This window comes from Devosia sp. YIM 151766 (assembly GCF_030285925.1).
Taxonomy (GTDB): domain Bacteria; phylum Pseudomonadota; class Alphaproteobacteria; order Rhizobiales; family Devosiaceae; genus Devosia.
In genome coordinates, this window is sequence record NZ_CP127251.1 from 1,605,158 (window position 1) to 1,630,633 (window position 25,476).

A 25,476-nucleotide genomic window follows, 5' to 3' on the forward strand; every position below is an offset into this window, starting at 1 on the left:
CGATAGCGGCTCCGCCCTAGATCCGGTGCACGAACACGCTGACATTGGGCTTGCGGCCCCAGAAGGAGTTGACCTCGTTGCGGATGGCCTTGAACAGCGCCGAATTCAGCACTTCGGTATCGGAGCGGCGCTTGGGCGGCATGGATTTGATGACGCCGGCGATGGTGTCTTCCACCAGTTCGGCGATCGATTCCTCTTCTGTTTCCGGCAGGCCTTCCACGACCATTTCCGGTCCTGAAACGACGTGGCCGCTGGAATTGACCGCCAGGCTGACGATGATCATGCCGCCGAAGGACAGCCGCCGCCGCCCCTTGACGCCACTTTCTTCCGGGGTGCAGAGCACGAGGCCGTCGAGATAGAGCTCGCCGGTGCGCACTTCGGCCGGCATGACCATCGGCTCGGGGAAGAGCCGCACCATGTCGCCATTGCGGGTCTCGCAGACATTGGGAATGCCGGCGGCGCGGCCCAGCTTGGCATGGGCCTCCAGATGCATGGCTTCGCCATGGACGGGCACCAGCACGTTCGGCTTCACCCAGGAATAGAGCTTCTGCAACTCGCCGCGACGCGGATGGCCGGTGACGTGCACGAGGGCATCGTTGGCGGTGATGACTTCGACGCCCTTGTCGATCAGCAGGTTCTGGATATCGGCGACTTCGCGTTCATTGCCCGGGATGGCCCAGGACGAAAAGATCATGCGGTCGCCGGCATTGAGATCGATGATCGGGTGGTCGCCGCGGGCGATACGGGCAATGGCGGCACGGGATTCGCCCTGGCTGCCGGTGCAGATCAGCACGCATTTGTCGCGCGCTATGGACTTGTACATGTCCTGGTCGTGCAATGGCGGCAGGCCTTCGAGCATGCCGACTTCCTTGGCGATGCCCATGATGCGGTGCAACGAGCGGCCGGACATCACCACTTCACGCCCCGCCTTGTGCGCGGCGCGGACGATGGACACGACACGCCCCACATTCGAGGCGAAGGTGGTGACGGCGACGCGATGGGGGGCGTCGGCGATCAGCTTGGCGAGATTGTCGCCGATTTCCTGCTCGCTCGGGCTCTCGCCCTCCTTCACCGCATTGGTGGAATCGCAGATCAAAGCCAGCGGCAGTTCGGTTTCTTCGCCGATTTCCTGCAGTCGCTCGACATTGGTGGGGGCGCTGATGACCGGGGTGGGGTCGAGTTTCCAGTCACCCGTATGCAGGGCCCGGCCAATCGGAGTGGTGATCAGCAAGGCATTGGCCTCGGGGATCGAGTGCGCCACATTGATGGGCTCGACCGTGAAGGGCCCGACCGTGAACGGCTTGCCCGGCTGCATGATGGTTATGTCGACATTTTCGATGATGCCGTCCCCTGCCCGCTTGGCCGCCAGCATGGCGGCGGTGAACGGGGTGGCATAGACCGGCTTGTCGAAGACCGGCCAGAGATCGAGCACGGCGCCGTAATGATCTTCGTGGCTATGGGTGAGGACCAGCGCCAGGACATCGTCGGCGTTTTCCTCGAGAAATTCCGGATTGGCCATGATCAGCTCGATGCCCGGCAGGTCCGGCCCGCCGAAGCTGACGCCGCAATCGACCACGATCCATTTGCGCTTACGCTCCGGACCGAAGCCATAGGCGGCCATGTTCATGCCAATCTCGCCAACGCCGCCAAGCGGCAGGAAGACGAGTTCATCCCTTTGGTTCTTAGCCATGGGTTATCTTTTCCTTTCGATGCGCGACGCCGGCCGAGCTTTGGTCGACGGTCGCCGCGCTTTGTCTATGGTCAGCTTCGGGCGCTGGCCGTTGCCCCAAAATGTACGTCGCCCGCCGTGATCGGGAACCGCGAACCGTCAGCGTCGCGGATGATCAGCCGACCGGCGGAATCGATGGTTTCAAAAATGCCGCGCCGGACCACACCGTCCTGCGCGACGGCGACCGGCGCCCCCAGCCCGGCGGCGGAACCGCGCCAGCGGTCGAGCACCGCCGCAACGCCGCACCCGTCATCCCACAGGGAAAAGGTTTCCACCCAGGCGTCGGAGAGCGCTTCGAACACGTCTTCGGCGCTGCGCTCGATGCCCAGGGCGCTGAGCGAGGTCGCCGGATAGGGCGTTCCTTCGGGCGCCGCGATGATGTTGACGCCGCAGCCGATGACGATGGCGCTGCGTCCGTCCGGCGTCTTGCCGGCTTCCAACAGGATGCCGGCCAGCTTAGCGCCGTCCGCCAATACGTCGTTCGGCCATTTGAGCGCGATACGCGAGCCGTCGGCCCCGTCCGCCCCGTCGATGCCGATCCGGACCACGCCGGCCGGCAGAATGGCGGAGAGGCCGCGATTGAGCGCCACGCCGGCAACGAAACCCAGAGTAGCGATGAGTTCGGGCGCAACGTCCGGCACGATGAGCAGGCTGGCGGCGAGATTGCCGGCGGGACTGTGCCATTCCCGGCCCCGTCGCCCCCGGCCGGCATTTTGCTGCAGGGCGGCGAACCAGATGCCGCCCGGATCGCCCGCCGCCGCCGCCGCGAGCGCTTCGCTATTGGTGGAGCCGATGGCGTCAAAGCCGGCCAGCCGGTAGCCGGCCGCTTTGGCCTTGGCGCCAAGCGCGAACTTGGCCACCTAAAACACCACGCACGCCCATGGGCGTACTCCAGGCAGTCCGGGCCGCTTGCGGTGCAGCGCCTGACCGGAAACCGGCATCCGCTTTTCCGGGCGATGCACTAGAACAGGCTTCCGGCGGCATTGTGCGCCAGGCCGGCCAGCGGATTACCGACGGTGAAATAATAGGTCACGATGAGGAATCCCGACACGGCCATGACGATATTGAGTTCCCCCGGCACGGCGGCGAACTCATCCTTGGGTTCGTCGAAATACATGATCTTGACCACCCGCAGGTAATAGAAGGCGCTGATCGCCGAGGCCAGCATGCCGATGACCGCCAGGATATAGAGATTGGCTTCGATGGCTGCAAGGAAGACCTGCCATTTGGCGAAGAACCCGGCCAGCGGCGGCAGCCCGATCAAGGAAAACATCACGATGGCCATGATGGCCGCTACGAAGGGCCGCTTGCGCGAGGCGCCGGCCAGATCCTCGATATTTTCCACATAGCCCTTGTCGGTCCGCAGCGACAGGATGCAGGCAAAGAGCGCCACCGTCATGGCGACATAGATGGCCATATAGACCGCAACGCCTTCCACCCCCACCTGCGTGCCCGAGGACAGCCCGACCAGCGCGAAGCCCACGTGACCGATCGAGGAATAGGCGATGAGCCGCTTGATCGATTGCTGGCCGATGGCGGCGAAGGCCGCCAGCACCATGGAGGCGATGGAGAGGAAAATGACGATCTGCTGCCAGTCATGGGCGATGGGCGCGAAAGTGTTCATCACCAGCCGCACCATCAGCGCCATCGCCGCGACCTTGGGCGCCATGGCGAAAAAGGCGGTAACCGGGGTCGGCGCGCCCTCATAGACGTCGGGCGTCCACATGTGGAACGGCACGGCGGAAATCTTGAAGGCGATGCCGGTCAAGAGGAACACCACGCCGAAGATCAGGCCGATGGACCGGCCGTCATTGGCGATGGCGACCACGATGTCGGAGAGATTGGTATGGCCGGTAAAGCCGTAGATCAGCGACGCGCCATAGAGCAGCATGCCCGAGGACAGCGCCCCCAGCACGAAATATTTCAGCCCCGCCTCGCTGGCCCGGCTGTCGTCGCGCTTGATGGCAGCCATGACATAGAGCGACAGCGATTGCAGCTCGAGCCCGACATAAAGGCTCATCAGGTCGTTGGCCGAAACCATGACCATCATGCCCAAAGTCGCCAGCACCGCGAGGATGGAATATTCGTATTTGTGGATGCCGTTCTCTTCGGCATTGGACAGGCCGAGGATCAGCGCGAGGAGCGCGCCGCCCATGACCAGCACCTTCATGTAGCGGGCGAAACTGTCGGCCAGGAAGAGACCGTTGAAGATCACCCCATCCGCCGGCTGCGCGACCACCAGCACACCGGCGACGGCCAGCAGCGCGATGGCCAGCCAGTTCACCAGCGCGGATTTCTCCTTGTTGACGATGACGCCGATGACGATCAGCACCAGAGCGCCGACAGCCACCAGCATTTCGGGATAGGCCGGGGCCAGGCTCGCAAAATCGGTAATGTCAGAGTTCACGACAGTCTCCTAATGCGAAGCGGGCGCTGTGGCCGGCTGCGCCTCGCCCATGGGCGCGGCATATTCGAGTTGGGCACGTTCATCCGCCAGATCCACGGCCGGATCGCGGCCGGTGGCGGTCGAGTATTGCGCCACCAGATTATTGACAGCGGCAGCCGTCGTATCGAGGATCGGCGCCGGATAGAAACCGAAAACCACCGTCAGCGCGAGCAAGGGATAGAGCACCACCTTCTCGCGCAGATTGAGATCGAGGATGGATTTGAGACTGTCCTTGGTCAGCGCGCCGAAAATGATGCGGCGATAGAGCCAAAGGGCATAGCTGGCTGACAGAATCACCCCTAATGCGGCGCCGAATGCTACCCAGGTGTTAACCTGGAACACCGCGATCATGGTGAGAAATTCACCGACGAAGCCCGATGTGCCGGGCAGCCCGACATTGGCCATGGTGAAGACCATGAAGGCGAAAGCATATTGCGGCATGCGCTCCACCAACCCGCCATAGGCCGCGATCTCCCGGGTATGCATGCGGTCGTAGATCACGCCCACGCAAAGGAACAGCGCGCCGGACACGATGCCATGGCTGATCATCTGGAACATGGCGCCCTGGATGCCCAGTGCATTGCCGGCGAAGATGCCCATGGTCACGAAACCCATATGGGCGACGGACGAATAGGCGATCAGCTTTTTCATGTCGGTCTGCACCAGCGCCACCAGCGAGGTGAGAATGATGGCAGCGATCGACAGCACGAAAACGAAATTCGTCAATTGCGCCGAGGCTTCGGGGAACATCGGCAGGCTGAAGCGCAGGAAGCCGTAGCCGCCCAGCTTGAGCAGGATCGCGGCCAGGATCACCGAGCCGGCGGTCGGCGCCTGCACGTGTGCCTCGGGCAGCCAGCGATGGAACGGCCACATCGGCATCTTCACCGCCAAAGAGGCGAAGAAGGCCAGCCACAGCCAGATCTGCATGCCGCTGGGGAACTGGTGGGCCAGCAGTTTCACGATATCGGTCGTACCGGCATCCCAGTACATCGCCATCATGGCCAGCAGCATCAGCACCGAGCCGACAAAGGTGTAGAAGAAGAACTTGTAGGCCGCCTGGATGCGCGCCGAGCCGCCCCAGATGCCGATGATGAGGAACATCGGCAGCAGGGTGCCCTCGAAGAACACGTAGAACATGGCCAGATCGAGCGTGGTGAACACGCCGATCATCAGGGTCTCGAGCACGAGGAATACGATCATATATTCCTTGACCCGCGTTTCCACTTCCCAGCTGGCCAGGACGGCAGCCGGCATCAGCAGCGCGGTCAGCACCACGAAGAGCACCGAAATCCCGTCAACGCCGACGCGATAGCCGATGGAATCGCCGATCCAGGGCATGTTCACCACGAACTGGAAGCCCGGATTGGTGACGTCGAAGGTTTGCCAGAGAGCCAGCGAAAGCGCGAAGACGATCAGCGTCACGGTCAGCGCCATCCAGCGGATGGCATTGACCGAGCCCTTGGGCGTCAGCATCAGAACGGCGGCACCGATTACCGGCAGCCAGGTGATGATTGTCAGGATGGTATTGTCGAAATTCATCAGATGAGCCCCCCGGCCGCAATAGCCCAGGTCAGCAGCGCCGCAATGCCGATCAGCATCGCAAAGGCATAATGGTAGAGATAACCGGTCTGCAATTTGACCACCCAGCTGGTGACGTTCTGGACGCGACGGCCGAGACCCTCGGTGATCTTGCCGTCAACCAGCCAATCGTCGAAGCCCTTCCAGATCGCATTGCCGATCCACAGCGCCGGACGCACGAAGATCGTGTTGTAGAGTTCGTCGAAATACCACTTGTTGAGCAGGAACTTGTAGAGCCCCGGATTGGAAGCGGCCAGGCGGCCGGGCACGTCCGGACGACGGATATACATGTACCAGGCAGCGACGAAACCGACGATCATGGAAATCGTCGCGCTCCACTTCACCCAAGCGGGCACATGATGCGCGTCTTCGATGATCTGGTGGTCGACGAAGATCGAGCCGGCGAAGAAGTGTTCGATATGCTCCACGTCGTGGAAGAACATGCCGTAGAACACCACGCCGGCCAGCACCGCGCCGACCGCCAGCACATAGAGCGGCACCAGCATGACATTGGGCGCTTCATGCGCATTATCGTAGGCCGAGCCGTGATGGGCGTCCGCCAGCGGCTCGTCATGGCTTTCCAGCGCTGCATGGGACGGGTCGGGATGCGGCCCCTCGCCATGATGCTGCGCATCGCGCGGCGAACCGTGGAAGGTCAGGTGCACCAGGCGCCAGGAATAGAAGCTGGTGAACAAGGCCGCGACAACCAGGAGCCAGAAGGCGAAGCTGCCCAGATTGCCGCCATAGGCATAGGCGCTCTCGATGATGGCATCCTTGGAGAAGAAGCCGGCAAAGCCGAAATTGGTGCCGGGAATGCCCACGCCGGTCAGCGCCAGCGTGCCGATCAGCATCATCGCATAGGTGATGGGGATCTTCTTGCGCAGCCCTCCCATGTTCCGCATGTCCTGCTCATGGTGCATGGCATGGATGACCGCGCCGGCGCAGAGGAACAGCAGGGCCTTGAAAAAGGCGTGGGTGAACAGGTGGAAGACGCCGGCCGAATAGGCCCCTGCCCCCAGCGCCACGAACATGTAGCCGAGCTGCGAACAGGTCGAATAGGCGATCACGCGCTTGATGTCGTTCTGCACCAGGCCCACTGTCGCCGCGAAGAAGGCGGTGATGGCGCCGATGGCGATGATGACTGCCAGGGCGAAGGGCGAGGTCTCGAAAATCGGCGACAGCCGGGCGACCATGAAAACGCCGGCGGTAACCATGGTGGCGGCATGGATCAGCGCCGATACCGGCGTCGGGCCTTCCATGGCGTCGGGCAGCCAGGTGTGCAGCAGGAATTGTGCCGATTTGCCCATCGCCCCCATGAACAGGAGCAGGCAGATGACGGTCATGGCATCCAGATTCCAGGCGAGGAACTGGATGGTGGGCATGCCGGTAGTGGCGAATTCGTCGACGGCGGCGAATGCCCCGTCGAAGCCGATTTCGCCCAGCACCAGGAAGGAGCCGAAAATGCCCAGCAGGAAGCCGAAATCGCCGACGCGGTTGACGATAAAGGCTTTCATGGCGGCGGCCGAGGCGGATGGCTTTGTGTACCAAAAGCCGATCAGCAGATATGAGGCCAGCCCCACCCCTTCCCAGCCGAAGAACATTTGCAGGAAGTTGTCGGCGGTCACCAGCATCAGCATGGCGAAGGTGAAAAGCGAGAGATAGGCGAAGAAGCGCGAGCGATGCGGATCCTCGCTCATGTAACCGATGGAATAGACGTGCACGAGCGCCGAGACGGTGTTCACGACCACCAGCATGATGGCGGTGAGCGTGTCGACGCGCAGCACCCAGCGCAGGTCCATATCGCCAACCTGGATCCAGCGCATCACCTCGATCTTGAGCACTGCGGCCTGGCCGTCGCCGACCGCGCCCGCCAGACCATCGCCGAAGGCCACCGGGATAAACACGACCCAGCTCAGCACCGCCGCCACGATCAGCAGCCCGGTGGTGATGAATTCGCTCGGACGATGACCGATGCTGCGGCCCAGGAGCCCGGCAATGAGCGCCCCGATAAGGGGCAGGAAAACAATCGCCTGAATGATCATAGCGGTGCTCTTAGCCCTTCATCATGTTGACGTCTTCAACCGCAATGGAGCCGCGGTTGCGATAGAAGATGACCAGGATGGCCAGACCAATGGCGGCTTCCGCGGCGGCCACGGTGAGGATCATCAGTGCGAAGACCTGACCTTGCAGGTCGTTGAGCTGCGCGCTGAAAGCCACCAGATTGAGATTGACGGCAAGCAGGATCAATTCCACCGACATCAGGATGACGATGACGTTCTTGCGGTTGATGAAAATGCCGAACACGCCGAGCGTGAACAGGATTGCCGCGACGGTCAGGTAATGACCGAGCCCGATTCCCAGACCCATGATAATCCCCTATAGCCCCTGACCCGGTTTGACCTTGACGACCTTGAGCGTCTCGCTCGCCTTGCGGCCGATCTGCGTGGCCGTGTTCTGCCGCTTGATGCCGGGCCGATGCCGCAGCGTCAAAACGATGGCGCCGATCATGGCGACCAGCAGCACGGCAGCGGCACCCTGGAACAGGAAGACGTAACGTGTGTAGAGCACCTGGCCGAGCGCGCGCGTATTCTCGATAGTATTGTCGATGGGCAGCGCCGCGCCGCCCGTGATCTCCGGGGAGACCATGGTGCTGCCAGCGACCAGCAGTAGTTCGAGCAGCAGCACAACGCCGACCAGAATGCCGATCGGCGCATATTGCAGCACGCCGGATTTGAGCTCGGCAAAGTCCACATCGAGCATCATTACGACGAACAGGAATAGCACCGCCACGGCGCCGACATAGACCACGATCAGGATCAGCGCCAGGAATTCGGCGCCGGCCAGCATGAACAGGCCCGCGCCATTGACGAAGGTGAGGATCAGAAACAGCACGGCATGCACCGGGTTCCGCGACGAGATGACCATGAAGGCCGAGGCGACGGCGATCGCCGAGAACAGATAGAAGAAGAATAGTGGAAGGGTCATCCTCTTCCCTCTCAGCGGTAAGGCGCATCGGCGGCCAGGTTGGCGGCGATTTCCCGCTCCCAACGATCGCCATTGCTGAGAAGCTTCTCTTTCGAGAAATAGAGCTCCTCGCGCGTTTCGGTTGCGAATTCGAAGTTCGGCCCTTCGACGATGGCATCCACCGGACAGGCTTCCTGGCAGAAACCGCAATAGATGCATTTCACCATGTCGATATCGTAGCGCAATGTACGGCGGGTGCCGTCATTCTGGCGCGGTCCGGCCTCGATGGTGATGGCCTGGGCCGGGCAGATGGCCTCGCAGAGCTTGCAGGCAATGCAGCGCTCTTCCCCATTGGGATAGCGGCGCAAGGCATGTTCACCCCGGAAGCGCGGCGATACCGGCCCCTTCTCGAACGGATAGTTCACGGTCGGCTTGGGCGAGAAGAAATATCGCATGGCCAGAAAAAAGGCCGAGACCAGTTCCGTGAGCAGCAGAGTGTTTAAAATCTGTCTGGCGCGCATCAGGCAATCCCTCCGTGCCAGCCCCAGCCGGTGAGCTGAAGGACGAAAGCGACGATGACGACCATGAGGAGCGAGAGCGGCAGGAACAGCTTCCAGCCGATCCGCATGAGCTGGTCATAGCGGTAACGGGGCACGATGGCCTTGGCCATGGCGAACATGAAGAAGACCAGGCTGACCTTGATGAAGAACCACACGGCCCCCGGAATCCAGGTGAAGGGCGGCAGATCGATGGGCGCGGCCCAGCCGCCCAGGAACAGGATGGTGGTCATGGCGCACATCAACAGGATGGAGATGTACTCGCCCAGCATGAACAGCATGTAGGGCGTGGCCGAATATTCGGTCATGAAACCGGCGACCAGCTCCGATTCGCCTTCGGCGAAGTCGAAGGGCGGACGGTTGGTTTCGGCCAGGGCCGAAATGTAGAACACCACAAACATCGGGAACAGCGGCAGCCAGAACCAGTTCAGGAACGAAAGCCACGGAACGCCGAGGGCATGGGCGAGGCCCATCTCCGACTGCGCGATGACGATATCGTTGAGGTTCAGCGAGCCGACGCAGAGCAGCACGGTGATGATGACGAGGCCGATGGAGACTTCGTAGCTGACCATTTGCGCGGCGGCGCGGATCGCCCCGAAGAACGGATATTTCGAGTTCGAGGCCCAGCCGCCGATGATGACGCCATAGACACCCAGCGAGGAAATGGCGAGCACGTAGAGTACGCCCACATTGATATTCGCCATGGCCCCGCCATCGAAGAGCGGCACCACCGCCCAGCCGCCCAGCGCCAGAGTGGCGGTGATCAATGGAGCGGCCAGGAACAGCACCTTGTCGGCGCCCGCCGGAATGACCGGCTCCTTGAAGACGAATTTCAACAGGTCGGCGAAGCTCTGGAGCAGGCCGAACGGCCCCACCACATTGGGGCCGCGACGGAGCTGCACCGCCGCCCAGACCTTGCGGTCGGCCAGCAGGATGAACGCGGTATAGACCAGCAATACGACCAGCAGCAGCAATGCCTTATAGACAAAGCCGATATGGGTGCCCCAGCCAAGAACCGGGATGCCGAGGAGGTAATCGAGGGCAGCGATGATAAAGTCCATATTGCTCCCCTATTCCGCCGCCTGCCTGAGCCCGGCGGCCATGGCGGCGCATTCGCCCATGGTGGCCGAGGCCCGCGCGATCGGATTGCTGAGATAGAAGTCGTCGACCAGCGAGGCATAGGGCGCCGACTTGGTCTCGATGCCGGCCTGGCCCAGCCCGGCAATGTCCGCCGCCGAACCGGGGGCGATTTCGTTGATGCGCGCCAGATGCGGGAACTCGCCATAAAGCGCCGCGCGAAGCTGCGCCAGCGAATTGTAGGGCAGCGGCTGGCCCATGGCGCCGGACAGCGCCCGGATGATGGCCCAGTCTTCCTTGGCCTCTCCCGGCGGGAACACGGCGCGGGTGGTAACCTGCACGCGGCCCTCGGTGTTCACATAGGTGCCCGACTTCTCGGTATAGGCAGCGCCCGGCAGGATGACATCGGCGCGGTGCGCACCCTTGTCGCCATGCGAACCGATATAGACGACGAAAGCCTTGCCCGTGGCGGCGATGTCGTGTTCGTCGGCGCCGAGCAGGAACAGCACGTCGAGTTCGCCCTTGCCGGCCAGCGCGATCTGATCGGCCGAGCAGACGCCGCCATCATGCGGTACGAAACCGATATCGAGGCCGCCAACGCGGCTGGCGGCGTTGTGCAGCAGCGCAAAGCCGTTCCAGCCTGCGGCGACGTTCGGGCCAGTAGCCAGCCTGGCGGCGAGCGCGATGGTATCGCGGCCGACCTGCTTGCCGAGCGTGGCGTGAGAAACGGCGCCCTCGCCCACGATGACTAGCGGATGCTGGGCATTGCCCAGCGTTTCGGCGAAAGCGCCCCTGCCGGCGGCCAGGTCGGCAAGCGTTTCAAGCCCGTTGCCGAGATAGGTATAGTCATAGGTCAGGTCGGCCTGTTCGCCGATAACGGCGACAGGCACGCCCTTGGCACGCCAGGTCTTGCGGATGCGCGCATTGAGCACCGCCGCTTCCTTGCGCGGATTGGAACCGATGATGAGGATGGCGTCGGCTTCCTCGATCCCGGCAATGGTGGGATTGAAGAGATAGGCCGAACGCGGCATGGACGGATCGATGCCGGACATGGCCGGACGCACATCGGTCATGCCCGAGCCGATCGAGGCCAGCAGGCCCTTGAGAGCATACATTTCCTCGACGGCGGCGAGATCGCCGGCAATGGTCCCGACCTTGTTGCCGGCCTTCTTGACCCGCGTGGCAATGGCGGAGAGGGCATCGTCCCAGCTGGCAGGCTGCAGCTTGCCGCCCTTGCGTACATAGGGCCGGTCCAGGCGCTGGCTCTTGAGGCCATCCCAGATGAACCGCGTCTTGTCCGAAATCCACTCTTCGTTGATAGCCTCGTTGATGCGCGGCAGGACCCGCATCACTTCGCGGCCACGGCTATCGACGCGGATGGCCGAACCGAGGGCATCCATGACGTCGATGGATTCGGTCTTGTTCAATTCCCACGGACGGGCGTTGAAGGCATAGGGCTTGGAGGTCAGCGCGCCGACCGGGCACAGATCGATGACATTGCCCTGCAATTCGCTGGTCAGCGCCCGCTCCAGATAGGGGGTGATCTCGGCATCCTCGCCGCGACCGATCAGGCCCAGTTCCGAAATGCCCGCCACTTCCGTGGTGAAGCGGACGCAACGGGTGCAGTGAATGCAGCGGTTCATCACCGTCTTGATCAGCGGGCCCATATATTTGTCTTCGACGGCGCGCTTGTTCTCGAAGAAGCGTGAGCCGGAGACGCCATAGGCCATGGCCTGGTCCTGCAGGTCGCACTCGCCGCCCTGATCGCAGATCGGGCAATCGAGCGGATGGTTGATCAGCAGGAATTCCATCACGCCTTCGCGGGCCTTCTTGACCATGGGCGTATTGGTGAACATTTCCGGCGGCTCGCCGTTCGGGCCGGGGCGCAGGTCGCGCACCGCCATGGCGCAGGAAGCCTGCGGCTTCGGCGGACCGCCCTTCACCTCGACCAGGCACATGCGGCAATTGCCGGCCACCGACAGGCGCTCATGATAGCAGAAGCGCGGGATTTCCGCCCCGGCTGCTTCGGCGGCCTGCATCAGGGTGTAGTAATCGGGGACTTCGACGAGTTGGCCGTCGACCTTGAGCTGAGCCATCGACTTACTCCGCAGCGATCGACGGCACGGCGCCGTCGCTGGTGGAAGAATAGGTATATTGATCGATCCGCGCTTCGATGACGTCACGGAAGTTGCGGATCAGGCCCTGTACCGGCCAGGCGGCCGCATCGCCCAGCGCGCAGATGGTGTGGCCTTCGATCTGCTTGGTGACCTCGAACAGCATGTCGATCTCGCGCTTCTGCGCCCGGCCCTGCACCATGCGGTCGAGCACACGCATCATCCAGCCGGTGCCTTCGCGGCAGGGTGTGCACTGCCCGCAGCTCTCATGCTTGAAGAAAACCGAGATGCGCCAGATCGCCTTGATGATGTCGGTGGACTTGTCCATGACGATCATGCCGCCGGTGCCGAAGGACGATTTCTTCTCGCGCAGGCCGTCGAAATCCATGACGGCATCCATCATGTCCTCGCCGCGCACCACCGGGCAGGACGCACCGCCCGGAATTACCGCCAGCAGGTTATCCCAGCCGCCGCGTATGCCGCCGCAATGCTTCTCGATGATGTCCTTGAAGCTCTCCCCCAGCGCTTCTTCGAAGGTGGCGGGCTTGTTGACGTGGCCGGAGACCATGAACAGCTTGGTGCCGGTATTGTTGGGGCGGCCGATGGAAGCGAACCAGGCGCCGGAGCGGCGCAGGATTTCCGGCACCACGGCGATGGATTCGACATTGTTGACGGTGGTGGGATTGCCATAGACGCCCATGGCCGCCGGGAACGGCGGCTTCAGGCGCGGCTGGCCCTTCTTGCCCTCCAGGCTCTCCATCAAAGCGGTTTCTTCGCCGCAGATATAGGCGCCGGCGCCATGGTGCACGACGATGTCGAAGTCCCAGCCATGCAGATTGTTCTTGCCGATCAGCTTGGCATCATAGGCCTGCTGCACGGCCGCCTCGAAATTCTGGCGCTCGCGGACAAATTCGCCACGGATATAGACATAGGCGATATGCGCACCCATGGCGCGGCCAGCCAGAAGGCAGCCTTCCACCAGGTGATGCGGATCGTGCCGCAAAATCTCGCGGTCCTTGCAGGTGCCGGGTTCGGATTCGTCGGCATTGACCAGAAGCTGGCTGGGGCGACCGTCGCCGGCGCCTTCCTTGGGCATGAACGTCCATTTGAGCGCGGTGGGAAAACCGGCGCCGCCCCGGCCGCGCAGGCCCGAAGCCTTGACCTCGTTGACGATCCAGTCGCGGCCATTGTCGATGAATTCCCGCGTCCCGACCCAGGCGCCGCGTTCGCGGGCTCCGGCGAGCGACCAGTCATGGCGGCCGTAGAGATTGGTGAAAATGCGATCCTTGTCAGCGAGCATGATCAGCTTTTCCGCTTCAACAGATAAGTAAACCAGGCGACGATCCCGATCGCCGCTCCTGCCACCGAAGCTGCAAAGCTCGGCAACGTTAAATTCGCAGCCATCTCGAAACCGGTGACGACGGCAGTGGCGACCAGGGTGAGTACCACGCCGACAGCGTAGTCCATGATGGTCAGCTTTCCGAAGTCTATCCTGCGAATGGCCATTTAGCGCGGGTCCTTCCCGAACACCTTGCGGTATTCCTCGACGCCGCCCTTGGCCAGCGCCTTGGCCTGCTTGACCCAGTCGTCCCGCTCGATACGGCCCCGGAAGTTCAGGACCTCATCGACGCGGGTGATATCGGCCTTCTTGAACTTGGCAATCTGCTCGAACCGGGTGATCCCCAAGGCATTGAGCTTGCCTTCCAGCACCGGACCGATGCCCGCGATAAGCTTGAGGTCATCGGCGGCGCCGGCAGGCTTGTCGAACAATGGCTGCGGCGTGCCGGCATGGTCGGCCGTCGGGGAGACTTCCCTGGCGCTGGCCTTCCCGGCCTTGGCCGTGGATTTGGTCTTTTTCACTGAAGCCGGCGCACCGCCATCGGCAGGCGCATTGACCGTAGCCTTGCCCACGGCCTTGCCGCCATCGAGGGAGGACCCGAGCGATTCGGCGCCAACAGCGTCTTCGCGCATCGCTTTATTGGGCTCGCCACTGGTCCCCTTGGCGGATTGTGCCGCCGCCTTGCGCTCGGTTTCGGCTTTCGCTTCGGAAACCTTGGCCTCTTGAGGAGCACCCTTGAGGGCCGGAGCGTTTTCTTCGGCAACATCCTTGGGCTTGGCAGCCGTAGTAGGCGTCGCCGCCGCCGGAGCCGACGTGGCCGGCGCATCGGGAGCTGGTGGCGGCACAAATTTCTCGCGCGTGGCCGTCGGCTTTTCGAGCAGGCTGGTTTCCCCGCCCTCAGCGCCGGAAAACTGGCGGTCGATCTGCGGGCCGGGCTTTATGCTCTCGCCCTTGCCGGCATGGAAAGCGTCGATGATCTCTTCCAGGCGCTCGGCCGTCAGGTCCTCATAGGTGTCATGGAAAATGGCCACCATGGGCGCGTTCACGCAGACGCCGGCACATTCCACTTCTTCCCAGGACAGCGTGCCATCTTCATTGAGACGGTGCGGCTCGGGATGGATCTTGCTCTTGCAGACCTCGATCAGTCCCTCCGCCCCGCGCAGCATGCAGGGCGTGGTGCCGCACACCTGGACGTGCGCACGGGTGCCGACCGGCTGCAACTGGAACTGGGTATAGAAGGTCGCCACTTCCAGCACCCGGATATAGGGCATGGACAGCATTTCCGCGACGGCCTCGATCGTCGCGCGGGTGACCCAGCCATCCTGATCCTGCGCCCGCATGAGCAGCGGGATGACGGCGGATTGCTGCCGACCCGGCGGATAAAGCCCTATGCGTTTTTCAGCCCAGGCGAGATTTTCTGCGGTAAAGGCGAAACTTGCCGGTTGTACCGACTCGTCCGCAAGGCGTCGCACAGACATCAGCGATCAACCTCTCCGAACACAATGTCAATCGATCCCAGGATCGCCGTTACGTCGGCCAGCATATGGCCGCGACACAGGTGATCCATGGCGCTCAGATGGGCAAAGCCCGGAGCGCGGATATGGCAGCGATAGGGTTTGTTGGTGCCATCGGCCACCAGATAGACCCCGAATTCGCCCTTGGGCGCCTCGACCGCGGCATAAATCTCGCCGGCCGGCACCTTGTAGCCCTCGGTATAGAGCTTGAAGTGATGGATCAGCGCTTCCATCGACCGCTTCATCTCGCCGCGGCTGGGGGGCACGACTTTGCCATCGGTGGAGGCCACGGGGCCCTTGCCGTCGGGGGCGTTCAGCTTGGCGATGCATTGCTTCATGATCTCGTTGGCCTGGCGCATTTCCTCCATGCGCACGAGGTAACGGTCATAGCAGTCGCCATTCGAGCCGGTCGGGATATCGAAATCCATTTCGGCATAGGCATCGTAGGGCTGGCTCTTGCGCAGATCCCAGGCGGCGCCGGAGGCGCGCACCATGACGCCGGAAAAGCCGAGTCCCCAGGATTCTTCCTCGGTCACGACACCGATATCGACATTGCGCTGCTTGAAAATACGGTTTTCCGTGAGCAGCCTGTCGATATCGTCAAGGGCCCGGGGGAATTCCTCGCAGAAGATCGCGATATCGTCGATCAGCGCTTGCGGCAGGTCCTGATGGACGCCGCCCGGCCGGAAATATGCGGCGTGCATTCGGGCGCCAGAGGCGCGCTCATAAAATATCATGAGCTTTTCACGCTGCTCGAAGCCCCAGAGCGGCGGGGTCAGCGCCCCGGTATCCATGGCCTGCGTGGTCACGTTCATCAGGTGGGCGAGCAGCCTGCCGATCTCGGAATAGAGCACACGGATGAGCTGGCCCCGGCGCGGCACCTCGATGCCCAGCATGCGCTCGACGGCGAGGGCGAAGGCATGCTCCTGGTTCATCGGCGCCACATAGTCGAGCCTGTCGAAATAAGGCACGGCCTGCAGATAGGTCTTGTACTCGATCAGCTTTTCGGTGCCGCGGTGCAACAGGCCGACATGCGGATCGACGCGCTGGACCAGCTCGCCGTCCAGCTCCAGAATCATGCGCAGCACACCATGCGCGGACGGGTGGACCGGGCCGAAATTGATCGTGAAGTTACGTACGTCGACTTCAGACATCAGTTCTTCGCCTTCTCGTCGCCGGGCAGCACATAATCGGTGCCTTCCCAGGGCGACAGATAATCGAACGAGCGGAATTCCTGGGTCAGCTTGACCGGCTCGTAGACGACGCGCTTGCGCTCCTCATCGTAGCGCACCTCGACAAAGCCGGTGAGCGGGAAATCCTTGCGCAACGGGTGCCCGTCAAAGCCATAATCGGTGAGGATGCGGCGCAGGTCGGGGTGGCCGGAAAACAGCACGCCATAGAGGTCGTAGGCCTCGCGCTCGAACCAATTGGCGCCGGGGAACACCTCGCAGATCGAGGGCACCGGCGTCTGGTCGTCGGCTTCGAGCTTGACGCGGATGCGCTGGTTCAGATGCGGGCTGAGGAAATGATAGACCACATCGAAGCGGAACTCGCGCGCCGGATAATCGGCGCCGCAGACGTCGACAAAGGAGATGAAGCGGCATTTCGCATCGTCACGCAGGAAAGTCGCCACTGCGACGATCGCGTCACGCTCGACGTTAACGGTCAGGTCACCGTAAGCAACCTCAAAACCCCGCACGACATCGCCCAGCGAGGCAGCGACATATTCGCCGAGCGTCACGAGCGGGTCGGCAATTACAGTTTCGTCCATACCCCCGCCCTATCGTTCGATCGTGCCGTCGCGACGAATCTTCTTCTGCAGCAACAGGATGCCGTAGAGAAGCGCTTCAGCGGTCGGGGGGCAGCCCGGAACATAGACGTCCACCGGCAGCACCCGGTCGCAACCGCGCACAACGGAATAGGAATAGTGATAATAACCGCCGCCATTGGCGCAGGAGCCCATGGAAATGACATAGCGGGGTTCAGGCATCTGGTCGTAGACCTTGCGCAAGGCCGGGGCCATCTTGTTGGTCAGCGTACCCGCGACGATCAGCACGTCGGACTGACGCGGCGAGGCGCGCGGCGCCGTGCCGAAGCGCTCGATATCGTAGCGCGGCATCGACATCTGCATCATTTCCACGGCGCAGCAGGCCAGGCCCGTCTGCATCCACATCAGCGAACCGGTGCGCGCCCAGGTGATGAGCTGCGACACGGTGGTGACGAGAAAACCCTTGTCGGCCAATTCGTTATTGACGCCGGCAAAGAACTGATCGTCAGCGCCAAACGGCTTGCCGGTGGCCGGATCGAGGGCGCCCGAAGGACGCGGAGTAACCAGTGTCGAACTGGACGGGCTCAATCCCATTCCAGAGCTCCCTTACGCCATTCATAGATAAAGCCGATGGTCAACACGCCGAGGAACACCATCATCGACCAGAAGCCGAACCAGCCGACATCGCGGAAGGCCACGGCCCAGGGAAAGAGAAATGCTATTTCCAGATCGAAAATGATGAAGAGGATGGCGACCAGATAGAAGCGCACGTCGACCTTCATACGCGCATCGCCAAAGGCTTCGAAGCCAGCCTCGAAGGCCGAGACCTTTTCGGGATCGGGACGCTTCACCGAGACCAGGAACGGCGCCGCCAGCAGCGCCGCGCCGATCACGGCGGCAAGGGCGATGAATATGACAATGGGCAAATAATTGCTGAGCAGATCAGACATGCGGCAGCCTAAAGTTCAAGCAGCCAGAACGGCCGTGATGCGCGCGGGTTGGTTTGCAATTGGGGCAAGCGAACCGACGCGCAGGTGATGCGCAAGGGCTTAGACCTTCCCCCCAAACGTTTCAAGGGAAAGAAAATATGAGCAAAATAATCATGTAAGTAGCGCGCCATTTGGGGAATGATCGTGCCCCAGGACCATCAAGAACCGGCCTGTTCGTTTACGGAAAAGGCATTTCAGGAAATAGCGGCGGCCGAGACGTGCATGTCACGCGGGCGCTTCCGAAATCCGCCGGCCGTGAAAGCGCCGTCCGGCTTCCAGGTCAAAAACCAAAACGGCGGACCGAAGAATCGGTCCGCCGAATTGGGTTGCAAGAAAATGGCAACGGGGCGATGGCGCCCCGCCACGCTAGATTCTTAGAAGTGGTAGAACACGCCGACAGTTGCCTTGGCGGATTCGAAGAAGCTGTCGGTCGCCGCGGCGCTTTCGAAGTCGCCCTGACCGACGATTTCACCGCGAACGGTGATCGCATCGGTAACGGCAAATTCAACACCGCCACCAAGCTGGTAGACACCCTGCGAACCACCGGCCGAGGTGTTGTTGAAGCCAATGCCGCCCAGAGCATAAACCAGAGCGTTATCGGTCACGACCGCACCGACGCGGAGGTTAGCGAAGAACTCGCTGGAAGAAGTGACGGTAGTACCGCCCCACTGATAATCGCCGGTGACTTCAACACCGAGCAGGATCGGGTCGACCGGAATGAAATTCACGCCGACAGCGGCACCGACGACGCCGTAGGTGGTGCTGGGATCAACGTCAAAGCCAGCGTAACCATTGGCGCCAACGAACTGGCCACCCAGACGGGCACCAATGTAGAGGCCTTCCCAGTCGAAACCAGCAGGGGTGTAAACCGGCTGCGGGGTGGTCGGGATGATCAGGTCAGCGGCCTGAGCGCCACCAACCATAAGAGCCGCGGCGGAAACGCCGATGGCGATAGAACGTACAAACATGTCTTGCACTCCCAATAGAGTTAACCGTAGTCGGCTGATAAATGCCTGACGCGCACGACACTGACAAGAGTGTACCACCCTCATTCTGGCGGCGCGGATAAGATTTGATGACCATTTGCGGGCACCTGTTGCAGGAATGTCCCGGAATTGGTTCAATTTGATACAAATGCCGACTGGACACGGCCTTATCGGGTCCGATGAGGACCTCCCTAGCGCATTGATATCGCAGGAATGGGGCAGAAGCTGCCACATTCCTGCTATGAAAGCAACGGGCGGCCCCTTGCTTTGCCGCAGTCCGCGTGATTCTAAGAATCGCCCATCCTAAAAATGGAAATTGGCGCCGAGAGTGAACTGATCCCCCGCGTTTCCGCCGCCGGCCGGAAAGCTGTGAAGATATTGGGCCCGCACCGAAAAAGCGTCGGTGATCGCCAGTTCGACACCGCCACCGGCGAGCCAGTCTGCCTCTGCCGGGGCGCCGAGATCGATGCCATAGCCGCCAGCTCCATAAAGCAGCACATCGTCGGAGACGACCAGGCCGGCCCGACCGAGGATTTGGCCATAGGCGGGCTCGCCCGTCCCGTCATCCGCCAGACCGTGCACGGCCACTTCAGCGCCGAGCAGATAGAAATCGAACTGGGTATTGACGCCGGCATTCAGGCCCGCGCCATATTGCATGCCACCAGCGGAACCGTTCTGGATAGAGCCGTAAATGCCGGCATAAAATCCACTCCAGTCAAACCCGGATTCCTCATGTATGGGCAAGGCCGCCTGACTGGACGTAGGCACGGTGATCACATCGGCCGCCAGGGCCGCGCTCACGGAAACTGAGCAAAGGGCGCTGACAAGGGCGATTTTGTGAATCATTGGCATGGCCGTCCTCCCGGGGCGGTCCGGAGATGAAACGAAAACGCCCCGCCGCAGGCCACGGTTCCGCGGTTCGCCCCCCTACCCGCTTGGCAACGAACCGACCAGCACGGGATCGGCGCGGAAACGTTGGGGAAAGAGCCGCTCCAACGCGGCAATCTTGGGCATGTCATGCACGACGATATAGGGCCAGTCCGGGTTCAAGGTCAGGAAGTCCTGATGATATTGCTCGGCCGGGTAGAAAGCCTCAAACGGCTCCAGGGACGTCACGATCGGGGCCTCGAACAGCTTGCTGGCATCGAGTTGGGCGATATAGGCCCGGGCCACATCTTCCTGCACCTTGCCGCGCACAAAAATTGCCGAGCGATATTGGGGGCCGCGGTCCGGCCCTTGATAATTGAGCTGGGTCGGATTGTGGGCAACGGAGAAATAAATATGCAGGAGGGCGCCGAAGCTGATTTCCCGGGGATCATAGCTCACTTCAACCGCTTCGGCATGGCCGGTATCGCCCCGGCTGGTCTGCTCGTAGGTGGCAGTTTCCGCCAGCCCGCCTGAATAGCCGGATACGGCGCTTTTCACCCCTTTTACGCGCTGGAAGACGCCCTGGATTCCCCAGAAGCAACCGCCGGCGAGGATCGCGACGGCTATGTCGCGGTCTTCTTCCAGGTCCATTTCAGGCGGCGGGATGGTGACGGGTTTTTCCTGGCCGAGCGATGGCGGAGCCAAAAATGGAAGGAAAGTCAAAGAACTAGCGGCAAGGCCGATCAGGAATCGGCGGCGGTGACAATCGGTTGCGATGGGCATCGCGCACCTCGTGAATGGACATAAGCCATTCAACCATTATGCCGGCAAATTGCGGCCAGCGACCGCGCATCACGACGAAATGAACCCGCGACGGACGACGCCAATTCAATAATGATTTCAAGGAAATGAATGGCGCGAGAGACGGGGCTCGAACCCGCGACCTCCGGCGTGACAGGCCGGCGCTCTAACCAACTGAGCTACTCCCGCAGCGCTTGCGAACAAGTCATTCGCGCAACGTGGCGTTCGTTTACCGGGGGGTGTTTGCGAAGTCAAGCGAGCAAGTGACGATGGGACGACATTTTCGCAAAAGTCAAAAAGCGATGTGGAAAACTTACGCTTTCAGAAGCAGTAAGGACGCTTTTTTGATGTAGCGCGCGAAATCGGGACATTTTCAGCATCGGTATCGCATCACGCGCTTCCCGCTAACAGACTGTTAGCATCTGCCGCGAAATCCGGGAAAAAGCCCGGCGGGCGATAATCGCTGCGGGAAAAGGCGTCCAGCCATCGGAAGGACTGGTGGGCGATGACGGACTCGAACCGCCGACATCCTCGGTGTAAACGAGGCGCTCTACCAACTGAGCTAATCGCCCGCGCCGATCTGGAACGGAACGGCGCCCTGATTAGGGTGCCTGCTCGTGCCCGTCAACCGGCATTGTAAGGCGAAACGGCCCCGGCAGTTCTTGCGCGGAGCCGATTGCCATAGGCGCGGGAGGCGATCTTAGTTGATCGCGTCCTTGAGGCCCTTGCCGGGCTTGAACTTGGCCTGGTTCGAAGCCGGAATCTGAATTTCGGCGCCGGTGGCCGGATTGCGGCCGGTGGAAGCCTTGCGCTGGGAGACGGCAAAGGTGCCGAAACCGACCAGCCGAACCTCTTCGCCGCCCTTCAGGGCTGCGGTGATGGCCTCGAACACTGCATCCACCGCTTCGGCGGCCTGTGCCTTGGTGATCGTAGCCTTGTCGGCAACGACGCCAACCAGATCGTTTTTGTTCATAGCGTTTCCTCACAGTGAATGCCCGCCGTCTGGCGAACGAAAACGCCGACAACCTTTTGCGATTCTGCGCGAAACGCAAGGAAATCCGGGGGTTTTCGGCGGCCCGACGGTGCAAATCTGTTAATGGACCGGAAAACCGGGCTCTGCAAGCCCAGTTCGGCTGCAAAATCCCGGTTTTCCGGGGGCTGTGAACAAGTTCGAATCCACGGCCCGCTACCGCGCGAGCGCCTCGTCTGGATCAAAAGCCCCGCACCTGCCTCATCGGCCTTCAGGTGTGGGGAGAGCCGACATGCGGCTGTGTACGTCTGATTCCGAGCATCAACGGCAGGGCAAGCAGATAGATGCCGAGCGCCACCAGCCAGATGGCACCGGGCCAGGCGGGCCGGAACCCGTGATAGGCGAAACTGAAAAAGAGCGGGCCGAAGACCGAAGCCAGGCTGACCAGACTGGCGAGGACGCCCTGCAATTGCCCCTGCCGGTCGGCGTCCACCTGCCGCGTGGTGAGCGATTGCAGCGCCGGCATGCCGATGCCACCCATAGCGAAGACCGGCGCCATGAGAAACAGAATCCAGCCCTGGGTGGCAAAGGCCAGGGTCAGCATGGCTCCGGCCTCGAAGGCCATGCCGACGATCAGCGCCCAGCGCTCCCCCAGCCGGGCCACGGCCGGCCCGGTGAGAAAGGCCTGGGCCAGCGCGTGACAGACGCCATAGGCGCCCAGCGACAGGCCGATCATCATGCCGTTCCAGGCAAAGACGTCTTCGCTATAGATGGCCCAGGTGGTGCCATAGACGGTGCCGACGAGATTCATGATCAGATAGATGGCCATGAGCGGGATCAGCGCCTTGAAGGTCAGGGCCCAGGCCAGCGGCTTGAAAGGATTGAGCGTGTCCCAGGTGAAGCGCGCATCGCGGCGACCGGGCCGCGATTCGGGCAGCACGAACAGGGCCAGGGCGAAGTTGAGCCCGTTGAGCAGCGCGGCGGCGAGGAAGGGCGCCCGCACCCACAGATCGCCAAGCATGCCGCCCAGCACCGGGCCGATGATGAAGCCGATGCCGAACATGGCATGGAACAGGCCGAATCTCCTGGCGCGTTCGTCCTCGCTGGAAATATCGGTGATATAGGCGGTGGCGACCGCCATATTGGCGCTGGTAATGCCGGCAATGGCCCGGCCGATGACCAGCAGCCACAATTCGGGCGCCACCGCCATGACCAGATAATCGATGGCGGCGCCGGCCAGCGAGACCAGAAGCACCGGACGACGCCCGAACCTGTCGCTCAGGACACCGAGAATCGGCGAAAACAGGAATTGGCAGGCGGAATAGAGCGCCAGCATCACGCCCAGCAGCATGGCGATGTCGCTGGTATGCCCGACCTCGCGCAACAGAGCGGGCAGAATGGGGAAAATCAGGCCGATGCCGACAGCATCCAGCATCACGGCCGCGAGAATGACCACCAGCGCCTTGTTCATGAGGTCACTCCATTTGCATCGCCGCGCCGAACCCGGTCGCGACGACAAGCGGGGACCATGAGCAAGGGCAGTGTGATGTAAGGGGCCGCGCGGGGCCTGGCAAGATGGGACCGGAGGATGACGGAAGGTGTTGCCGGAATGTGGCAGGAGGGGTGGGGCCCCTCCCCGGCCAGCTACGCGAATTCATGGGGAGCGTGTCGAAGGGGAGTTTTACCGACCTCGTCCTTCGACAGGCTCAGGATGAGGTCTGGGAGAGGATTGTGCGCCTCTCCGGTCGGGGTTTGGGGCCATGCGATTGCCCCCACCCACTGCCCCTCGCCCACGCGTCAAGCGCGAGGGTGACGATCCGGGGAGGGAACGATATCCCGAGAGTGCTTCAGCTTTTCCCGGAATCGGCGGCTCCTGCGCCTCCCTCCCCCTTGATGGGAGGGATTGAGAATGGGGGTGGCGGAGCGAGGGTGAGGCTACGGATGTGCAGGGTCCGCAGCACCCCCTCCCCGGCCCTCCCCTCAAGGGGGAGGGAGCTAAGGACCTCACGTTCCGAGACAATTTGACTCGAAGTCCCCGATGTAAACACTCCTCCCTTGCGGCGACGGGCTGGGGGACATTGCCACCGCTCGTCACCCTCGCGCTTGACGCGAGGGCGTTACCGGCATCGCAAGAGCCCTCGCGTCAAGCGCGAGGGTGACGATCCGGGGAGGAACGACATCCCCAGCCCCCGAGGCGCGGTGGGGAGTGCAAACGACGGGGTTTTGGACCCGGCAAGCGTCGGGCTTGCCCTTATTGCAGGCTGGCCAGCACTTTGGGCAGCAGGTTGGGGAGGTCTTCGCTCAGCATGCCGGGGCCGCCGAAATGGTTGGCGGCTTCGGCGTGGAGCCAGACACCGGCGCTGGCGGCCTCGAAGCCGGCCATGCCTTGCGCCAGCAGGCCGGCGGCGATGCCGGCCAGGACGTCCCCTGCCCCGGCGGTTCCCAGCCAGGGCGGGGCATTGTCGTTGATGGCAGCGCGGCCATCGGGCGCGGCGATGACGGTGTCGCTGCCCTTGAGAATGATGGTGGCGCCGGATCGGCGCGCCGCCAGACAGGCCCTTTCGAGCTTGCCGCCGGGAAGGTCGCCGAAAAGGCGCTCGAACTCGCCTTCATGCGGGGTCAGCACGACCGGCGCGGCCCGGGCGGCGATGGCGGTGAACAAGGCCTCTGGATCACCGACAAAGCTGGTCAGGGCGTCGGCGTCGAGCACGGCGGCGGCTGCAGTGGCCAATATGGCATTGACCCGGGCGGCGGTGTCGGGGCCGATGCCGGCGGCGGGGCCGATGACCAAGGCATTGATGCGCCGGTCGGACAGCAGATCGGCGAGGTCGGCGGCGCCGGGAGCCGGTTTCAGCATGATGGCGGTGACGTGGGCGGCATGAACGCGCAAGGCATCCTCGCTGCCGACCAGGGTGACCAGGCCGGCGCCGCTGCGGAACGCGCCCAATGCGGCGAGCCGCGTGGCTCCGGTCTGCAAGGCTCCGCCGGAAACGACGACGACATGGCCGCGGCTGAACTTATTGTCCTCGTCGCGCTGCGGCGGCAGGAGCCAGAGGCCGGGGCGATTGCGCCAGGCGCGGGCGCCGATCGTTTCCAGCACGGCATCGGGAATGCCGATATCGGCCAGCGTCAGCGTGCCGCAATGCGCCCGGCCCGGCAGCAGCAGATGGCCGGGCTTGCGGCGGAAAAAGCTGACGGTTCGCTGGGCCCTGACAGCCCGGCCCCGAACCGCGCCGGTGGCGCCGTCGATGCCGGTGGGCATGTCCACGCTGACAATGGGGCGTTCAGCAGCATTGAGGCGGTCAATCATGTCCGCCATCGCGTCGGTGACGTCGCGATCCAGTCCGGCGCCGAGCAGCGCGTCGACGATCAGGCCGAAATCGCCGGGCTGGAGCTCGGCAAGCGGGACGACCGGGCCGGTCCATTGCGCCGCCATGGCCGCGGCGTCGCCTTGCAGCCTGTCGGGATCGCCGGCCTGGCCGAGCGTTACCGGCCAGCCCCGATCCCGCAGCAGCCGCGCCAATACATAGCCGTCGCCGCCATTATTGCCGGGCCCGCACAGGACCAGCACGGGCCTCGGAGAAAAATGGGCGACGATATCGGCTTCCACAGCGGCGCCCGCCGCCTGCATCAGCGCCAGCGAAGCGATGCCGGCCTCGACGGCCAGATGATCGGCCCGCATCATCTGCTGCGGGGACAGCAGGATTTCTCTCGACTCATTCATCTGAAAGGGCACCGGGAAGCATCGCATCGGGCAAACGATGCAGAAGATGCAAA

At 62.6% G+C, this 25,476-nt stretch carries 23 protein-coding genes and 2 tRNA genes; all 25 read right to left on the reverse strand.

Features of this window, described 5'->3' with window-relative positions; genetic code table 11:
- Positions 1 to 16 precede the first annotated feature (16 nt).
- The 25 genes from O9Z70_RS07825 to O9Z70_RS07945 all read right to left on the reverse strand — a co-directional run bounded on the left by O9Z70_RS07825 (position 17) and on the right by O9Z70_RS07945 (position 25,423).
- The gene (locus O9Z70_RS07825; RefSeq protein WP_286021905.1) at positions 17 to 1,690 is read right to left on the reverse strand and encodes a ribonuclease J; all 1,674 of its coding nucleotides are present in this window, start codon (positions 1,688 to 1,690) and stop codon (positions 17 to 19) included.
- Between the two features lie 71 nt (positions 1,691 to 1,761).
- The gene (locus O9Z70_RS07830; RefSeq protein WP_286021906.1) at positions 1,762 to 2,589 is read right to left on the reverse strand and encodes a biotin--[acetyl-CoA-carboxylase] ligase; all 828 of its coding nucleotides are present in this window, start codon (positions 2,587 to 2,589) and stop codon (positions 1,762 to 1,764) included.
- Positions 2,590 to 2,690: 101 nt separating this feature from the next.
- The gene (gene nuoN, locus O9Z70_RS07835) at positions 2,691 to 4,136 is read right to left on the reverse strand and encodes an NADH-quinone oxidoreductase subunit NuoN (protein WP_286021907.1); all 1,446 of its coding nucleotides are present in this window, start codon (positions 4,134 to 4,136) and stop codon (positions 2,691 to 2,693) included.
- Between the two features lie 9 nt (positions 4,137 to 4,145).
- Positions 4,146 to 5,714 carry an NADH-quinone oxidoreductase subunit M gene (locus O9Z70_RS07840; protein WP_286021908.1) on the reverse strand — a complete coding sequence of 523 codons (1,569 nt, stop codon included), beginning with the start codon at positions 5,712 to 5,714 and terminating at the stop codon, positions 4,146 to 4,148.
- A complete protein-coding gene (nuoL, locus tag O9Z70_RS07845) occupies positions 5,714 to 7,795 on the reverse strand; it encodes an NADH-quinone oxidoreductase subunit L (protein ID WP_286021909.1) in 2,082 nt (693 codons plus the stop codon). The genes O9Z70_RS07840 and nuoL overlap by 1 nt, the downstream gene beginning before the upstream one ends.
- Before the next feature lie 10 nt (positions 7,796 to 7,805).
- Positions 7,806 to 8,114, reverse strand: coding sequence for an NADH-quinone oxidoreductase subunit NuoK (gene nuoK, locus O9Z70_RS07850; protein WP_286021977.1), 309 nt, complete (start codon positions 8,112 to 8,114; stop codon positions 7,806 to 7,808).
- Between the two features lie 15 nt (positions 8,115 to 8,129).
- Positions 8,130 to 8,738, reverse strand: coding sequence for an NADH-quinone oxidoreductase subunit J (locus tag O9Z70_RS07855; protein ID WP_286021910.1), 609 nt, complete (start codon positions 8,736 to 8,738; stop codon positions 8,130 to 8,132).
- 11 nt (positions 8,739 to 8,749) lie between these two features.
- Positions 8,750 to 9,238, reverse strand: coding sequence for an NADH-quinone oxidoreductase subunit NuoI (nuoI, locus tag O9Z70_RS07860; RefSeq protein WP_286021911.1), 489 nt, complete (start codon positions 9,236 to 9,238; stop codon positions 8,750 to 8,752).
- Entirely contained in the window at positions 9,238 to 10,335 is a 1,098-nt protein-coding gene (nuoH, locus tag O9Z70_RS07865; RefSeq protein ID WP_286021912.1) for an NADH-quinone oxidoreductase subunit NuoH, read from the reverse strand. Before nuoH ends, nuoI begins: the two co-directional genes overlap by 1 nt.
- Before the next feature lie 9 nt (positions 10,336 to 10,344).
- Positions 10,345 to 12,447 (reverse strand): NADH-quinone oxidoreductase subunit NuoG, encoded by a 2,103-nt coding sequence (gene nuoG / locus O9Z70_RS07870; protein ID WP_286021913.1) that lies wholly within the window; start codon positions 12,445 to 12,447, stop codon positions 10,345 to 10,347.
- A 4-nt stretch (positions 12,448 to 12,451) separates the two neighbouring features.
- Complete coding sequence (gene nuoF / locus O9Z70_RS07875; RefSeq protein WP_286021914.1) at positions 12,452 to 13,765, reverse strand: NADH-quinone oxidoreductase subunit NuoF; 1,314 nt, start codon at positions 13,763 to 13,765, stop codon at positions 12,452 to 12,454.
- Between the two features lie 2 nt (positions 13,766 to 13,767).
- On the reverse strand, positions 13,768 to 13,971 hold the full coding sequence (locus O9Z70_RS07880) for a hypothetical protein (RefSeq protein ID WP_286021915.1): 204 nt from the start codon (positions 13,969 to 13,971) through the stop codon (positions 13,768 to 13,770).
- Positions 13,972 to 15,282, reverse strand: a complete 1,311-nt coding sequence (gene nuoE / locus O9Z70_RS07885) for an NADH-quinone oxidoreductase subunit NuoE (protein WP_286021916.1) — start codon at positions 15,280 to 15,282, stop codon at positions 13,972 to 13,974. It lies immediately after the preceding gene.
- Positions 15,282 to 16,472, reverse strand: a complete 1,191-nt coding sequence (locus O9Z70_RS07890) for an NADH-quinone oxidoreductase subunit D (RefSeq protein WP_286021917.1) — start codon at positions 16,470 to 16,472, stop codon at positions 15,282 to 15,284. Before O9Z70_RS07890 ends, nuoE begins: the two co-directional genes overlap by 1 nt.
- Positions 16,472 to 17,089: an NADH-quinone oxidoreductase subunit C gene (locus O9Z70_RS07895; RefSeq protein WP_286021918.1), complete on the reverse strand. Its 618-nt coding sequence runs from the start codon at positions 17,087 to 17,089 to the stop codon at positions 16,472 to 16,474. The genes O9Z70_RS07890 and O9Z70_RS07895 overlap by 1 nt, the downstream gene beginning before the upstream one ends.
- 9 nt (positions 17,090 to 17,098) lie before the next feature.
- Positions 17,099 to 17,680, reverse strand: a complete 582-nt coding sequence (locus tag O9Z70_RS07900; protein WP_286021919.1) for a NuoB/complex I 20 kDa subunit family protein — start codon at positions 17,678 to 17,680, stop codon at positions 17,099 to 17,101.
- Complete coding sequence (locus O9Z70_RS07905; RefSeq protein ID WP_286021920.1) at positions 17,671 to 18,036, reverse strand: NADH-quinone oxidoreductase subunit A; 366 nt, start codon at positions 18,034 to 18,036, stop codon at positions 17,671 to 17,673. Before O9Z70_RS07905 ends, O9Z70_RS07900 begins: the two co-directional genes overlap by 10 nt.
- A gap of 413 nt (positions 18,037 to 18,449) precedes the next feature.
- Positions 18,450 to 19,043, reverse strand: coding sequence for an outer membrane protein (locus O9Z70_RS07910; protein ID WP_286021921.1), 594 nt, complete (start codon positions 19,041 to 19,043; stop codon positions 18,450 to 18,452).
- 321 nt (positions 19,044 to 19,364) lie between these two features.
- Positions 19,365 to 19,913: an outer membrane protein gene (locus O9Z70_RS07915; protein ID WP_286021922.1), complete on the reverse strand. Its 549-nt coding sequence runs from the start codon at positions 19,911 to 19,913 to the stop codon at positions 19,365 to 19,367.
- A 75-nt stretch (positions 19,914 to 19,988) separates the two neighbouring features.
- Positions 19,989 to 20,711 (reverse strand): peptide-methionine (S)-S-oxide reductase MsrA, encoded by a 723-nt coding sequence (gene msrA / locus O9Z70_RS07920; RefSeq protein WP_286021923.1) that lies wholly within the window; start codon positions 20,709 to 20,711, stop codon positions 19,989 to 19,991.
- Positions 20,712 to 20,841: 130 nt separating this feature from the next.
- A tRNA-Asp gene (locus tag O9Z70_RS07925) sits at positions 20,842 to 20,918 on the reverse strand.
- 307 nt (positions 20,919 to 21,225) lie between these two features.
- Positions 21,226 to 21,301: transfer RNA gene (locus O9Z70_RS07930), tRNA-Val, on the reverse strand.
- Between the two features lie 128 nt (positions 21,302 to 21,429).
- Positions 21,430 to 21,702 carry an HU family DNA-binding protein gene (locus O9Z70_RS07935; protein WP_198875625.1) on the reverse strand — a complete coding sequence of 91 codons (273 nt, stop codon included), beginning with the start codon at positions 21,700 to 21,702 and terminating at the stop codon, positions 21,430 to 21,432.
- Positions 21,703 to 21,970: 268 nt separating this feature from the next.
- On the reverse strand, positions 21,971 to 23,170 hold the full coding sequence (gene tet / locus O9Z70_RS07940; RefSeq protein WP_286021924.1) for a Tet(A)/Tet(B)/Tet(C) family tetracycline efflux MFS transporter: 1,200 nt from the start codon (positions 23,168 to 23,170) through the stop codon (positions 21,971 to 21,973).
- Between the two features lie 780 nt (positions 23,171 to 23,950).
- Positions 23,951 to 25,423, reverse strand: coding sequence for an NAD(P)H-hydrate dehydratase (locus tag O9Z70_RS07945; protein ID WP_286021925.1), 1,473 nt, complete (start codon positions 25,421 to 25,423; stop codon positions 23,951 to 23,953).
- Positions 25,424 to 25,476 lie beyond the last annotated feature (53 nt).

What these genes read in the sequence shown, in the direction of transcription:
- O9Z70_RS07825 (WP_286021905.1), bottom strand. Translation starts at nt 1,690, where the DNA reads ATGGCTAAGAACCAAAGGGATGAACTCGTCTTCCTGCCGCTTGGCGGC.
- O9Z70_RS07840 (WP_286021908.1), bottom strand. Translation starts at nt 5,714, where the DNA reads ATGAATTTCGACAATACCATCCTGACAATCATCACCTGGCTGCCGGTA.
- nuoL (WP_286021909.1), bottom strand. Translation starts at nt 7,795, where the DNA reads ATGATCATTCAGGCGATTGTTTTCCTGCCCCTTATCGGGGCGCTCATT.
- O9Z70_RS07855 (WP_286021910.1), bottom strand. Translation starts at nt 8,738, where the DNA reads ATGACCCTTCCACTATTCTTCTTCTATCTGTTCTCGGCGATCGCCGTC.
- nuoI (WP_286021911.1), bottom strand. Translation starts at nt 9,238, where the DNA reads ATGCGCGCCAGACAGATTTTAAACACTCTGCTGCTCACGGAACTGGTC.
- nuoH (WP_286021912.1), bottom strand. Translation starts at nt 10,335, where the DNA reads ATGGACTTTATCATCGCTGCCCTCGATTACCTCCTCGGCATCCCGGTT.
- nuoG (WP_286021913.1), bottom strand. Translation starts at nt 12,447, where the DNA reads ATGGCTCAGCTCAAGGTCGACGGCCAACTCGTCGAAGTCCCCGATTAC.
- nuoF (WP_286021914.1), bottom strand. Translation starts at nt 13,765, where the DNA reads ATGCTCGCTGACAAGGATCGCATTTTCACCAATCTCTACGGCCGCCAT.
- O9Z70_RS07880 (WP_286021915.1), bottom strand. Translation starts at nt 13,971, where the DNA reads ATGGCCATTCGCAGGATAGACTTCGGAAAGCTGACCATCATGGACTAC.
- nuoE (WP_286021916.1), bottom strand. Translation starts at nt 15,282, where the DNA reads ATGTCTGTGCGACGCCTTGCGGACGAGTCGGTACAACCGGCAAGTTTC.
- O9Z70_RS07890 (WP_286021917.1), bottom strand. Translation starts at nt 16,472, where the DNA reads ATGTCTGAAGTCGACGTACGTAACTTCACGATCAATTTCGGCCCGGTC.
- O9Z70_RS07895 (WP_286021918.1), bottom strand. Translation starts at nt 17,089, where the DNA reads ATGGACGAAACTGTAATTGCCGACCCGCTCGTGACGCTCGGCGAATAT.
- O9Z70_RS07900 (WP_286021919.1), bottom strand. Translation starts at nt 17,680, where the DNA reads ATGGGATTGAGCCCGTCCAGTTCGACACTGGTTACTCCGCGTCCTTCG.
- O9Z70_RS07905 (WP_286021920.1), bottom strand. Translation starts at nt 18,036, where the DNA reads ATGTCTGATCTGCTCAGCAATTATTTGCCCATTGTCATATTCATCGCC.
- O9Z70_RS07910 (WP_286021921.1), bottom strand. Translation starts at nt 19,043, where the DNA reads ATGTTTGTACGTTCTATCGCCATCGGCGTTTCCGCCGCGGCTCTTATG.
- O9Z70_RS07915 (WP_286021922.1), bottom strand. Translation starts at nt 19,913, where the DNA reads ATGCCAATGATTCACAAAATCGCCCTTGTCAGCGCCCTTTGCTCAGTT.
- msrA (WP_286021923.1), bottom strand. Translation starts at nt 20,711, where the DNA reads ATGCCCATCGCAACCGATTGTCACCGCCGCCGATTCCTGATCGGCCTT.
- O9Z70_RS07935 (WP_198875625.1), bottom strand. Translation starts at nt 21,702, where the DNA reads ATGAACAAAAACGATCTGGTTGGCGTCGTTGCCGACAAGGCTACGATC.
- tet (WP_286021924.1), bottom strand. Translation starts at nt 23,170, where the DNA reads ATGAACAAGGCGCTGGTGGTCATTCTCGCGGCCGTGATGCTGGATGCT.
- O9Z70_RS07945 (WP_286021925.1), bottom strand. Translation starts at nt 25,423, where the DNA reads ATGAATGAGTCGAGAGAAATCCTGCTGTCCCCGCAGCAGATGATGCGG.